Genomic DNA, 13,119 nt, shown 5'->3' on the forward strand with positions numbered 1-13,119 from the left:
GCCCTGCCGATGCACGACGCCGCGCACACCTGGGCGGTGATCGGTGGCGCACTCTTCGGTGCGTGGTCGATCGCGCTGAGCATCGTCGATCTCCGCTCGCACCGACTGCCTAACCGGTGGGTGCTCGCGGCGACGGCGACCGTCATGCCCGCGCTGCTGATGAGCGGCAGCACGCGTTGGATCGCCGACGCTTCGCGTGCGCCGGGCGCCGGAGAACGCGCTGGCGCCGCGGTACTGCTCGACACGGTCGCCGTATCGGGAGCACTGGGGCTCGGATTCTGGCTGCTGTGGCGCTTCGCGCCATCGGGGCTCGGCGGCGGTGACGTCAAGCTCGCACCGCTCATCGGTGCGATGCTGGGGTGCGGGCGGCTGGTCGGGAGCGCTGATCGGGGTGTGCGCCGCATTCGTTGCCGCGGCGGCGTGGGGGCTCGTGATGCGCGCCCGGAGACCGAGCGCACGTGCCGCAGTGGCGTTTGCCCCGTGCCTCTGCCTGGGGGCATGGCTCGTGATCTGGATGTTCGGGCAGTAATTGGGTCGCGGCCCGGGTATTGTTCCGAATTTCGGAGCGCGATGCAAGGGGCAGACAGGGCCCCGATCCGCTCGATACCGTGGCAAGCGCAGGCGAAGTCGCCACACCAGGCCACCTCTGCGCGTCGCCGCGCGGAGAGCTCACCCGGCGACCTCGCGTTCACGGCGCGGGAGGGGCCCGTGCCGGTTACGCATCGGTCGGATGGAGTTCTCATGCACACCACACGATTCGCGCGATCACGGACGATCCGCGCGACGACGGGCCTCGCGGCCGCGGCACTGCTGCTCACCGCATGCGCGGGAGGCAACGGCGGCGGGTCGGGGGATGCCGGAGCCGGCGACGCCCCCGCGGGCGACGAGTTCGCCGGGACATCGCTCAGCGTCGCCGCGTCGTGGTCGGGTGCCGAGCAGAAGAACTTCGAGGCGGTGCTCGATGAGTTCAGCCGCCAGACCGGTGCCGACGTGTCGTACACGAGCTTCGGCGACAACGGCCCCACGTACATCAGCGGTCAGCTCGAGGGCGGTTCGCCGCCCAATGTCGCCGTGCTCGGCCAGCCGGCGCTGATGCAATCGCTCGCGCAGGATGGGGACATCAAGCCCGTGGCCGACGACGTCGCCCAAGCGGTGAACGACAACTACTCGCAAGACTGGATCGACCTGGGCACGGTCGACGATCAGCTCTACGGCGTCTGGTTCAAGGCCGCGAACAAGTCGACGGTCTGGTACAACGCCGATGTCTACGATGAGGCGGGCGCTGAGGCGCCGGAGGACTGGGACGGGTTCACCGAGCAGCTCGGGCTCGTCACTGATGCCGGCTACGCGGGCGTCTCGGTCGGGGCCGATGTGGGGTGGCCGCTGACCGACTGGTTCGAGAACGTCTACCTGCGCACGGCCGGGCCCGACAAGTACGACCAGCTCACGAAGCACGAGATTCCCTGGACCGACGACTCGGTGAAGGAAGCGCTCACGGTGCTCGGCGAGCTGTGGGGGAGCGACCTGGTGCAGCCGGGAGGCGATCAGCGCGACTTCCCGACGAGCGTCACCGAGGTCTTCGGATCTGACCCTCAGGCCGGCACGGTCTTCGAGGGCGACTTCGTCGCGGGCAACATCACGGCTGACGGCAACTCCACCGTGGGCGAAAACGCGCTGTTCTACGACTTCCCCTCGATCAACGGGTCGAAGCCGGCCGTCGTGGGCGGCGGTGACGTCGCGGTCCAGTTCGACGATGACGAGGCGACCACGGCGCTGATGGCGTTCCTCGCCTCACCCGAAGCCGCGGAGATCTGGGTGCCGAACGGCGGCCTGACCTCCCCGAACACCGGGGTGGACACCTCGCTGTACCCCGACGACACCTCGCGCCAGATCGCCGAGGCGCTGACGGGCGCCGAAGATTTCCGATTCGATCTCTCCGACCTCGCCCCGAGTGCCTTCGGCGGCACGCCGGGCCAGGGCTTCTGGCAGGAAATGATCTCCTTCTACCAGAAGCCGGATGACGTCGACGGAGCTGCGCAGCGCCTCGAGGCTGCCGCGGCAGCCGCGTACGCGAAGTAACCGACGATGACTCGGACGCAGACGGTTCCGATTGCGCTGCGCAGTGGTGCGGTGCGCAGTCGGAGCCGGCTGCGCCAGTGGCTGCTCATCGGGTCGTTCCTCGGCCCGGCGCTGCTGGCGCTCGGTGCGCTCGTCGTGTACCCGATCGTGTACACGGTGATCCGCTCCTTCTTCGATCGCTCGGGTTCGGCCTTCGTGGGGTGGCAGAACTACGTCACGATGTTCACGAACGACACGACGTTCACCGCGATCCGCAACAACCTCGTCTGGGTCGTCGTGGCGCCCGTCACGGTGACGATCATCGGGCTGCTCCTCGCGGTGCTCGTCGACAAGATCGGGTGGAAGACGGCCTTCCGGCTGATCGTGTTCATGCCGATGGCGATTTCGATGCTCGCCGCGGGGGTCATCTTCCGCGGCATGTTTCAGGAGAGCCCGCAGCTCGGGGTGGTGAACGCCGCAATCACGAGCGTGCAGAGCATCTTCACGGATCAGGCCAGTTACCCGGGCGCGAAGCCGCGCGAGGGCACGGGCATCGAGGCCGACCAGGGGGTGATCGCGTCCTCCGAGACGGTCACCACCGGCGACGTGCAGTACTTTCCGCTCATCGGGGTGAAACGCAGCGCGCTCCCCGAGGGCTCGGTCGACGCGAAGGAGTCGAGCGCGGCGAATGACACTCAGATCTCGGGCACCGTTTTTCTTGACCTGATCCGCGGTGGCGGCGGCACGCAGGGTGAGCTCGAAGCGGGCAAGACTGGGCTCGCGGGGGTTCGGGTGGATGCGGTCGACGCCGATGGTTCGATCCGCGGCTTCGCGACGACGGGAGCCGGCGGCACCTACACGATCGAGGGTCTCGAGGCCGGAACCGAGTACCGCGTCGCGCTGCCGGCCTCGAACTTCGGAGAGGGCGCAGCGGGGGTCTCCTGGCTGAGCGCGTCGTGGATCAACGTGGTGGTGATTCTCGCGTACATCTGGATCTGGGCCGGGTTCGCGATGGTCATGATCGCGTCGGGTCTTTCCGCGATGGATCGGTCGCTGCAGGAGGCCGCGCGCACCGACGGCGCGAACGAGTGGCAGGTCTTCACCCGCATCACGGCGCCGTTGCTCGCACCCGTGCTGCTCGTGGTGTTCGTGACCCTGATCATCAACGTGCTGAAGATCTTCGACCTGGTGTACGTGATTCCACCGGGCGCCTCGAAGCCCGCGGCGAACGTGATCGCGGTCGAGATGTGGACGGTCTCGTTCGGTGGCGGCAGCAACCAGGGGCTGGGCTCGGCGCTCGCGATCCTGCTGCTGATTCTCGTACTGCCGTCGATGATCGTGAATGTACGCCGATTCCGATCGGAGCGAGGACGATGACGACGCAACTGGAACCGCCCGTCACGGGCGCGGGATCGCCGAAACCCGCCGGCACGAAACCGCCGGGGGCGGTGCGGCGACGCAATCAGACACTTGGCGCCCGCATCGCACGCGTCGCGAGCAGCGGCGTCGTGCACCTCGTCCTGGTGATCATCGCGATCTTCTGGCTCGTTCCGACAGTCGGCCTGCTGCTGACCTCGTTCCGCACCGCCGGCGATAATGCGTCGAGCGGCTGGTGGACGGTGCTTACGAAGCCCGCCGAGATCACCCTCGAGAACTACGCCAATCTGCTGACCAACGCGACGATCACGGGATCCTTCTGGAACACGATCGTGATCACGGTGCCGACGACGATCCTCGTGGTCATCATCGGCGCGCTCGCGGCCTACGCGTTCGCGTGGATGAAGTTTCCCGGCCGCGACTGGCTCTTCATCGCCGTGATCGTGCTGCTCGCCGTGCCGCTGCAGGTCGCGTTGATTCCGCTCGCGCGCCTGTTCGGGTCCCTGGGCATCTTCGGGAGCGTGGTCGGGGTGATCCTCTTCCACACCGCGTTCGGGCTGCCATTCGCGATCTTCCTCCTGCGCAACTTCTTCGCGCAGGTTCCGGAGGAGCTGCTCGAGGCCGCGCGCATCGACGGCGCGCGCGACTGGTTGATCTTCTTCAAGATCATGTTGCCGCTCGGGCTCCCGGCGATCGCGTCGCTCGCGATCTTCCAGTTCCTCTGGACATGGAACGACATGCTCGTCGCGCTGATTTTCACGAACACGGACTCCCAACCGCTGACGGTGGCGATCCAGTCGCAACTCAGGCAATTCGGAGCGAATATCGACGTACTTTCGGCTGGTGCCTTCCTGTCGATGATCGTTCCGCTGATAGTGTTTTTCGCGTTCCAGCGGTATTTCGTGCAGGCGCTCCTCGCGGGCTCGCAAAAGTAGTATCTGGAAGGGGAATACCGGGTGATCGATCGGTACGATGCGTATCTCTTCGACCTCGACGGGGTGATCACGCCCACCGTCGAACTCCATAAACGGGCCTGGCAAGAAACGTTCGACGCGTTCTTCGCTGCCCGCGGGGAGGTGCCGTATGCCGAGCGAGAATACTTCGCCTCGCTCGACGGCAGGCCCCGGTTCGCCGGGGTGGCGGCACTGCTCGCGGCGCGGGGTATCGCGCTTCCCGAAGGAGAGCCGACCGACAACGGGTTCACGTCGGTGCAGGGCATCGGCAACCGCAAGAATCTTGCGTTCGTCGAGGTGCTCGAGCGCGACGGCATCGACGCGTACCCCGGTTCGCTGCGATTGCTGGATCACCTGGCCGAGCGCGGGGCACCGCTCGCGGTGGTGTCGAGCTCGCAGAACGCCGAGGCCGTGCTGCGCGCCGCCGGGCTCCGCGACCGTTTCCGTGCAGTGGTCGACGGTGTCGTGTCGGCGCACGAGGGCCTGCCCGGCAAACCAGCGCCCGACACGTATCTTCGCGGCGCCGAACTGCTGGGCGCCGCCGTCGATCGCACGGTCGTGTTCGAAGACGCCGAGTCGGGTGTCGCGGCGGGCCGGGCGGGGGCATTCGGGCTCGTCGTCGGGGTTGATCGCGGCGCGGGACGTGAGGCCCTCATCGCGTCGGGAGCAGATATCGTCGTTGCAGATCTGGAGGAGTTGCTCGCATGAGCCATGAGTCGTTTGACAGTCCGGTGAAAGAGTTGCAGCGGGATTTCGGTGACGACCCGTGGAGACTCGTCGTCTCAGGAATCGACCCCGAGCTCGCGGGGCAAGACGAGTCGATCTTCGCCCTCGGCAATGGGTACCTCGGCATGCGCGGCAACCACGAGGAGGGCCTGCCGCTCGGCAGTCACGGCACGTTCTTGAACGGGCTGCATGAGACCTGGCGCATTCGCCACGCGGAAGACGCGTACGGCTTCGCCGAGCACGGGCAGACGATCGTCAATGTGCCCGACACGAAGACGATTCGCATCTACGTCGATGATGAGCGTCTGAACCTGCAGTCGTCAGACATTCTCGATGTGCGGCGCGTCCTTGATCTGCGCGAGGGCACGCTGACCCGCTCCTTGCTCTGGCTCACGCCGACGGGCAAGCGCGTGCGGGTCGATACACGGCGCATGGTGTCGTTCGCGTCTCGGCACCTCGCGACCCTCGAAATGCGCATCACGGTGCTCGATGCCGACGCCGAGGTCACGGTGAGTAGCCTCATCGTCAACCGGCAGGATCTCGGACGCGTGCACACGGAGTCGCCGCGCGAGGGCGGCGCCGGGTTCGATCCGCGGAAGACTGATCAGTTCGCAGACCGAATTCTCGACCCCGGCCCGCTGCTGCACTCGGGGGAGCGTTCCGTGCTGAGCTACCGCGTGCGCGACTCCCGCATGACCCTCGGTGTCGGCGTCGACCATCACTTCGATACCGGCACCGACGAGCAGTGGCGTCACCGCATCGACAAGTCGCAGGATCGTGTGCGTCACGTGTACCAGGGCACGGCTCGGGCCGGCAAGACCGTGCACCTGCTGAAGACCGCGGCCTATCATCACTCGGCGACCGCTGCGCTGTCGGAGATGCTCGATCGTTGCATCCACTCGCTGAACAGCGCCGCGACGGAGCCGCGCGAGACTCGTTGGGAGCAGCAGCGCGCGTATATCGCCGAATTCTGGGAACGCAGCGATGTGCGCGTCGACGCCGACCCCGGGGTGCAGCAGGCGATCCGCTGGAACCTGTTCCAGGTCGCCCAGGCGTCGGCCCGGGCAGACGGGCGCGGGATTCCGGCGAAAGGACTGACCGGCTCCGGATACAGCGGACACTACTTCTGGGACACCGAGATCTATGTGCTCCCGTTCCTCACCTATACCTCGCCGTTCTGGGCGCGCAACGCACTGCGCGCCCGAGAGCGGATGCTGCCGCAGGCGCGCAAGCGGGCCGCGACCCTCAACGAGAACGGTGCGCTGTTCCCGTGGCGCACCATCAACGGTGAAGAGGCCAGCGCCTACTATGCAGCCGGCACCGCGGGGTATCACATCAACGCCGACATCACGTACGCGCTCGCGCGCTACGTCGCCGCGACCGGCGATCTCGAGTACGTGCTCTCGGGCGCCTCCGACATCGCGATCGAGACCGCGCGGCTGTGGGCGAGTCTCGGATTCTGGCGGCGCGACGACGATGGCACAGAGCGTTTCCACATCCACGGCGTGACGGGGCCCGACGAATACACGACGGTCGTGAATGACAACCTCTTCACGAACGTCATGGCGCGGTTCAACCTGCGGTTCGCCGTCGAGGTCGCGCGGCGTCTCCTCGCCGAGGCCCCAGCCGAGTACGCGGTGCTCATCGACCGCCTCGGAATCACTTCCGAGGAGATCGACTCGTGGGAGCGCGCTGCCGATGGCATGGCGGTGCCGTATTCCGAGCAGCACGGTATCCACCCTCAGGACGCGCACTTCCTCGATCGTGAGGTCTGGGACCTGGCGGCCACTCCGCCCGAGCAGAAACCGCTCCTGCTGCACTTCCACCCCCTCGTCATTTACCGCTTCCAGGTGCTCAAACAGGCAGACGTGGTGCTCGCGCTGCTGCTCGCCAGCAACGAGTTCGGGCGCGACGAGAAACGTCGGGACTTCGAGTACTACGACGCGCTGACCACAGGCGACTCGACGCTGTCGGCAGTAGTGCAGTCGATCATCGCGGCCGAGGTCGGGTATCGCGACCTCGCCTACCGGTACTTCGATCACGCGCTCCGCGTCGATCTCGATGACCTGCACCACAACGCGTCCGATGGATTGCACATCGCCTCGACCGGCGGGGTATGGATGGCGCTCGTGCAGGGCTTCGCCGGCATGCGCGACGCCGGTCGCCAGCTCACGTTCGATCCCCGGCTGCCCGACCACTGGGGCTCGCTCGAGTTCCGACTCGAATGGCGCGGGCAGCGATTTGAAGTACGACTCGAGCGCGAGTCGATCAGCTTCACCCTGATCTCGGGCGACGGGCCGATTGTGGTGCGGGTGCGTGATGCGGATGTGCGCATCGTCGCCGGAGAGACGACCCGAGTTGCCCTCGCCGACCAGGGGCCCGACCTCGGAGCGTTCGGCGGACTCTCGGCGGGCATCCTGCCGCGGCAGGGCGACAGCGGCACGATGCCGCAGTTGTCAGCCGAAGTTCCGGTGGTCACCACGTCGATCCCCACGCGCCCGGTGCACGGGGGGCACGACGCTCACTGAGCGAGCGACCAGGAGCGCCGCGAGTAGGATGGGAGCTGCCGGGCATTCCCGGCAGCTCCCGAGTGAAAGGCGGGTCCCGTGACTTACGTGATCGCTCTTCCGTGCGTCGACGTGAAAGATCGCGCGTGCGTGGACGAGTGCCCGGTCGACTGCATCTACGAGGGCGAACGGTCGCTCTACATCCACCCCGATGAATGCGTTGACTGCGGCGCCTGCGAACCGGTGTGCCCGGTCGAGGCGATCTATTACGAGGACGACCTGCCTGAAGAATGGGCCGACTACTACAAGGCCAACGTCGAGTTCTTCGACGAGATCGGCTCGCCGGGCGGAGCCGCGAAGACCGGTGCCTACGACTTCGATCACCCGATCATCGCCGCACTCCCGCCCCAGGGCGAGTAAGGACACCATGCGCCAGCCGCTGCCCGACTATCCGTGGGACGCGATGGAGCCGTACGCGGCGACCGCGGCCCAACACCCCGAGGGAGCGCTGAACCTCTCGGTCGGATCGCCCGTCGATCCGACTCCCGCTTCGGTGCGCGATGCGCTCACCGCAGCCACTGATGCGCACGCCTACCCGGCGACCGCCGGCACCGGTGAGCTGCGCGCCGCGATCTCGGAATGGTTCGCGCGTCGACGGGGCGTGTCGGTGGAACCGAGCGGCGTGCTGCCGACAGTCGGCTCGAAGGAGCTCGTGGCTCTGCTGCCATTCTTGCTCGGTATCGGCGCTGGGGAAGCCGTCGTGTTCCCCCGGATCGCCTACCCGAGCTACGCGATGGGGGCGGCGCTCGTCGGCGCCGATGCGGTGGCGTCGGACGTTCCCGCGGAATGGCCCGAACACACGAAGCTCGTCTGGATCAACTCGCCGGGCAATCCCGACGGCCGGGTGCTCGATGTCGCCGCGCTGCGTGCAGCAGTGACTCGTGCCCGCGAACTCGGGGCCGTTATCGCCGGAGACGAGTGCTACGCCGAATTCGGCTGGGACGCGCCATGGGATGCGGAGCGTATCCCGTCGATTCTCGACCCCCGGGTGGTCGGCGACGACCACACCGACGTGCTGAGCGTGTACTCGCTGAGCAAGCAGTCGAATCTCGCGGGCTATCGAGCTGCATTCATCGCCGGCGACCCCGACCTCATCTCCCGGCTGCTGACCGTGCGCAAGCACGCCGGTCTCATGCTGCCCGCGCCGGTGCAAGCCGCCATGACCGCGGCACTGCGCGACGAGGAGCACGTCGCTGCGCAGCGCGAACGCTATCGCGCACGTCGTGCCGTGCTGCGCCCCGCGCTCGAGGCGGCGGGCTTTCGCATCGAGGGGAGTGAAGCCGGCCTGTACCTCTGGGCGACACGGGGCGAAGACGCGTGGGACGCCGTTGCGGAGTTCGCCGCGCTCGGGATCGTCGTCGGGCCGGGGCACTTCTACGGAAGCCACTCGCCGCAGCACGTGCGACTCGCTCTGACCGCGAGTGACGCCGATATTTCCGCCGCGGCCAACCGAATCCGAGCCGCCGCGACACGAGCGGCGTGACCCGTCTCGAATCGACATTTCGCTTCACATCAAGATATTCTGAGCCGGGGGCGTCACCGTTGCGCCCTCGACCCAGGTTCCCCCGGAGCCACTAGGGTGATAGGAATGGCCGTGTCACATCCGACGCAGCGCCAGCATTGAGACCTCACGAGGAGACGACGTGACCGAATCGACGCAGGGCCCGGCCACCGCCAAACTGACCTTTCCCGGGGGCAGCGCCGAGTTTCCGATCGTCGAGGCCGTCGACGGCCACTCCGCGATCGATGTCAGCACGCTCACCAAGCAGAGCGGCCTTACGGCACTCGACTACGGCTTCGTGAACACCGCGTCGACCAAGTCCGAGATTACCTACATCGACGGTGAAGAAGGCATTCTGCGCTACCGCGGGTATCCCATCGAGGAGCTCGCACGGCACTCGACGTTCCTCGAAGTTGCCTACCTGCTGATCTACGGCGAATTGCCCACGGCCGACGAGCTGGGTGCGTTCGACGAGGAGATTCGTCGGCACACGCTGCTCCACGAAGACATGCGTTACTTCTTCGAGGGCGTGCCGCACACCGCGCACCCGATGGCGGTGCTCTCGGGTGGTCTCCAGACCATGTCGACCTATTACGAGTCGTCGCTCGACACGGCGGTGCCCGAGTTCGTCGAGGTCAACACGATCCGACTCCTCGCGAAGCTGCCGGTACTCGCCGCGTATGCGCACAAGAAGTCGATCGGCCAGGCGCTCCTGTACCCCGACAACAACCTCAACTTCGTCGAGAACTTCCTGCGCCTCAACTTTGGCAACAAGGCCGAGAAGTACGAACTGAACCCCGTGCTCGTCGACGCACTCGACAAGCTTCTCATTCTGCACGCAGACCACGAGCAGAATGCGTCGACGTCGACGGTGCGACTCGTCGGGTCGACCGGAGCAAACATGTTCTCCTCGGTCTCCGCCGGCATCAACGCGCTCTCGGGCCCACTGCACGGTGGAGCGAACGAGGCTGTGCTCGACATGCTCGCGCGCATTCGCGACTCAGGGCAGAGCGTCGAGACCTTCGTCGAGAAGGTGAAGAATAAGGAAGACGGCGTGAAGCTCATGGGCTTCGGGCACCGCGTCTACAAGAATTACGATCCGCGTGCGCGCATCGTCAAGGAGAGCGCCGCAAAGGTGCTCGAAGAGCTCGGCGTCAACGATCCGCTGCTCGGTCTGGCACAGGAGCTCGAGCAGATCGCCCTCGAAGACGACTACTTCCGGGAGCGCAAGCTCTACCCGAACGTCGACTTCTACACCGGGGTCATTTACAAGGCGATGGGCTTCCCGACCCGCATGTTCACCGTGCTGTTCGCGATCGGGCGACTGCCCGGTTGGATCGCGCAGTGGCGCGAGGCGCGCGGCGACGGTCAGACCAAGATCGGCCGCCCCCAGCAGCTGTACATCGGGTCGCAGGAGCGCCACCTCGAGCGGTAGCTTGACGCGGCGCTGTGGCGCGACCCCCTGGCGAGCCTTGCGACGCGCTCGCTAGGGTGGACGGTATGGACTCATCGACGCCCATACCAGCTCTTGAACTCCGCGGTCTCGCGAAGCGTTTCGGCGAGAAGATTGCCGTCAACGGCATCTCGCTCGCGATCCCGACCGGCTCCTGCTACGGCCTCGTCGGCCCCAACGGGGCGGGCAAAACTACAACGCTCTCGATGGCGACCGGCCTGCTGCGCCCGGAATTCGGCCAGGCGCTGATCGCCGGGGTCGACGTGTGGCAGCACCCGACGGAGGCGAAGCAGCTCGTCGGCGTGCTCGCCGACGGCGTGAAGCTGTTCGACCGGCTCACGGGCGAGCAGCTGATCACCTACACCGGTCTGCTGGCCGGTCTCGACGCCGCAACGGTTGCCGAGCGGTGCGCAGATCTGCTGCAGCTGCTCGACCTCGGGGAGGCATCGCGCACGCTCGTGGTCGACTACTCCGCGGGCATGACGAAGAAGATTGCGCTCGCGTGCGCGCTCGTGCACGCGCCGCGCTTGCTCGTGCTCGACGAGCCGTTCGAATCCGTCGACCCGGTTTCCGCGGCCAATATTCGAGACATCTTGCAGGGGTTCGTGCGCGGTGGCGGCACGGTGATCGTCTCGAGTCATTCAATGGACCTCGTGCAGCGCCTCTGCGACCACGTCGCCGTCATCGCCGCGGGGCGCGTGCTCGCCGCAGGCACGGTCGATGAGGTGCGCGGCACCTCGACACTCGAAGAGCGCTTCGTCGAACTGGTCGGCGGGCGGCAGCACCTCGAAGGGCCGTCGTGGTTGAGCCAGGGGTGACCGCGGCGCCGGGCGGCGCCCGGATTCCCGCGCCCGTCTCGGCAGCCGTACCGGCCCAGCGTACGAGCGGAATCGCTCGCGTGCGCATCATGGTGCGTCTGCGCTTCGTCGTGCTCGGCAACACGCTGCGGCGCCATCCGTGGCAGCTCGTCGGCGCGATCATCGGTGCCGTGTACGGTCTGGGGGTCTTCGCCGGAGCGGCAATCGGGCTCGTCGGTCTCGGCTTCGCGGACTCCGAGACTGCGCGCACGGCACTCATCTTGGGCGGCGTCGTCGTCGTGCTCGGGTGGTCACTCGGCCCGATTCTGTCGACCGGTATGGACCGGACACTCGATCCCGCTCGCCTCACCTGGCTCCCCATGAGCCCGACGCTGCAGGTCAGCGGTATCGCCGCGGCGAGCCTGCTCGGCATCCCCGGAATCCTGACGCTCGTGCTGTCAGCGCTCTCGGCGGCGGCCTGGGTGCGCGCGCCCGGCGCAGCGGTCGTGGCGATCCTGCTCGCTCCGATCGCGACCGTCACCTGTGTACTCGCGTGCCAACTCGTCGTGACGCTCATCACGCGCGCGTCGTCGAACCGGCGCTTCCGTGAGGTCATCGGCGGGCTGGTACTGCTCGTGCTCGTGCTCGTCGGTCCGTTAATCTCCGGGATCAGCCAGGGAGTGGCGACGCTCTGGGACCGCCTGCCCGCGATTGCAGAGGGGTTCTCGTGGTCGCCGCTTGGCGCGGTGTGGGCGGTACCCGCGGAGGTGGCGTCGGGCGATTTCGGCGTCGCCGTGCTCAAGCTGCTCATTGCGCTGGCGACCCCGGTGGTGCTGTTTCTAGGGTGGCGCCGACTGTACATCGCGAACACCGGCGCTGAGTCGAGTGGCGCCCGCGCCGTCGGACGCGCGGGAACGGGCTGGTTCGGTCGATTCCCCGCAACCCCGCGCGGTGCCGTGGCGGCGCGTGCCCTCACGTACTGGTTGCGCGACCCGAGATATCTGCAGAGCCTCATCGTAGTGATCGTGATGCCCGTGCTGTTCGGGTTCGTCTCAGGGACGACGGGGCTCCTCATCATGCTGCCAGGGTCGACGATCATTGTCGCGGCGCTGATCTCGCTCAGCACATTTACCGACATCTCGTACGACGGCACCGCCTTCACGGCGCACGTGCTGCGCGGGGTGCGTGGAGTCGACGACCGACTGGGCCGCGTCTGGGCAAACGCGATCATCGGCGTACCGCTGATCCTTATCATCGCCGTGGTGACGACCGCGATCGTCGGCCGGTTCGATCAGTTGCCGACGCTGCTGGGGCTCGCCGCGGTGGTGACGCTCGGCGGCTTCGGCGTATCGAGTGTGTGCTCGGCGATCTTCGTGATGCCGGTGCCGCAAGCGGGCGACAACCCATTCGCCTCGAAGCCGGGCGCCGGGGCGCTCAGCCTCATCGGCATGGGCGGATCGTATGGCGCGCTGGCTGTGCTCTCGATTCCGACGATCGCGTTCGTCATCGCAGCCGGCGTCACGAATGATCCGCTGTGGGCCTGGGTGACTCTCGGAGTCGGCATGATCACCGGAGCCGCGGCGTTCTGGGGCGGGGTGCGCTGGGGCGCGGCGATCTACGACCGCCGGGCGCCCGAGCTGCTGGCGAGCGTGACCGCGCAAGGCTGATCGATCTCAGCCTTCGCGGT

Annotated in this window: 10 protein-coding genes; all 10 read left to right on the forward strand. The window is 67.0% G+C overall.

Annotation, left to right across the window (positions count from 1 at the left end; translation table 11 throughout):
* Positions 1-9: 9 nt before the first annotated feature.
* Positions 10-2,079 (forward strand): extracellular solute-binding protein, encoded by a 2,070-nt coding sequence (locus tag AMS67_RS17175; protein ID WP_082305551.1) that lies wholly within the window; start codon positions 10-12, stop codon positions 2,077-2,079.
* A 6-nt stretch (positions 2,080-2,085) separates the two neighbouring features.
* Positions 2,086-3,435 (forward strand): carbohydrate ABC transporter permease, encoded by a 1,350-nt coding sequence (locus AMS67_RS15055; protein WP_053388088.1) that lies wholly within the window; start codon positions 2,086-2,088, stop codon positions 3,433-3,435.
* Positions 3,432-4,370 (forward strand): carbohydrate ABC transporter permease, encoded by a 939-nt coding sequence (locus AMS67_RS15060; RefSeq protein ID WP_053388089.1) that lies wholly within the window; start codon positions 3,432-3,434, stop codon positions 4,368-4,370. Before AMS67_RS15055 ends, AMS67_RS15060 begins: the two co-directional genes overlap by 4 nt.
* Before the next feature lie 21 nt (positions 4,371-4,391).
* A complete protein-coding gene (locus AMS67_RS15065; protein WP_053388090.1) occupies positions 4,392-5,096 on the forward strand; it encodes an HAD family hydrolase in 705 nt (234 codons plus the stop codon).
* Positions 5,093-7,642 carry a glycoside hydrolase family 65 protein gene (locus AMS67_RS15070; RefSeq protein ID WP_053388091.1) on the forward strand — a complete coding sequence of 850 codons (2,550 nt, stop codon included), beginning with the start codon at positions 5,093-5,095 and terminating at the stop codon, positions 7,640-7,642. Before AMS67_RS15065 ends, AMS67_RS15070 begins: the two co-directional genes overlap by 4 nt.
* A 78-nt stretch (positions 7,643-7,720) precedes the next feature.
* Positions 7,721-8,041, forward strand: coding sequence for a ferredoxin (gene fdxA / locus AMS67_RS15075; protein ID WP_053353380.1), 321 nt, complete (start codon positions 7,721-7,723; stop codon positions 8,039-8,041).
* Positions 8,042-8,048: 7 nt separating this feature from the next.
* A complete protein-coding gene (dapC, locus tag AMS67_RS15080; protein WP_053388092.1) occupies positions 8,049-9,164 on the forward strand; it encodes a succinyldiaminopimelate transaminase in 1,116 nt (371 codons plus the stop codon).
* A 160-nt stretch (positions 9,165-9,324) separates the two neighbouring features.
* A complete protein-coding gene (locus tag AMS67_RS15085) occupies positions 9,325-10,617 on the forward strand; it encodes a citrate synthase (RefSeq protein ID WP_075201433.1) in 1,293 nt (430 codons plus the stop codon).
* A gap of 65 nt (positions 10,618-10,682) precedes the next feature.
* The gene (locus tag AMS67_RS15090) at positions 10,683-11,453 is read left to right on the forward strand and encodes an ABC transporter ATP-binding protein (RefSeq protein WP_053388093.1); all 771 of its coding nucleotides are present in this window, start codon (positions 10,683-10,685) and stop codon (positions 11,451-11,453) included.
* The gene (locus AMS67_RS15095) at positions 11,450-13,099 is read left to right on the forward strand and encodes a hypothetical protein (protein WP_053388094.1); all 1,650 of its coding nucleotides are present in this window, start codon (positions 11,450-11,452) and stop codon (positions 13,097-13,099) included. Before AMS67_RS15090 ends, AMS67_RS15095 begins: the two co-directional genes overlap by 4 nt.
* Positions 13,100-13,119: the final 20 nt, after the last annotated feature.

It is taken from the genome of Leucobacter japonicus (genome assembly GCF_001273855.1).
Lineage (GTDB): Bacteria > Actinomycetota > Actinomycetes > Actinomycetales > Microbacteriaceae > Leucobacter > Leucobacter japonicus.

Bases quoted from the DNA above. Each gene is read 5' to 3' on its own strand.
- AMS67_RS17175 (WP_082305551.1), top strand. From the start codon at position 10: ATGCACGACGCCGCGCACACCTGGGCGGTGATCGGTGGCGCACTCTTC.
- dapC (WP_053388092.1), top strand. From the start codon at position 8,049: ATGCGCCAGCCGCTGCCCGACTATCCGTGGGACGCGATGGAGCCGTAC.
- AMS67_RS15070 (WP_053388091.1), top strand. From the start codon at position 5,093: ATGAGCCATGAGTCGTTTGACAGTCCGGTGAAAGAGTTGCAGCGGGAT.
- AMS67_RS15090 (WP_053388093.1), top strand. From the start codon at position 10,683: ATGGACTCATCGACGCCCATACCAGCTCTTGAACTCCGCGGTCTCGCG.
- AMS67_RS15060 (WP_053388089.1), top strand. From the start codon at position 3,432: ATGACGACGCAACTGGAACCGCCCGTCACGGGCGCGGGATCGCCGAAA.
- AMS67_RS15055 (WP_053388088.1), top strand. From the start codon at position 2,086: ATGACTCGGACGCAGACGGTTCCGATTGCGCTGCGCAGTGGTGCGGTG.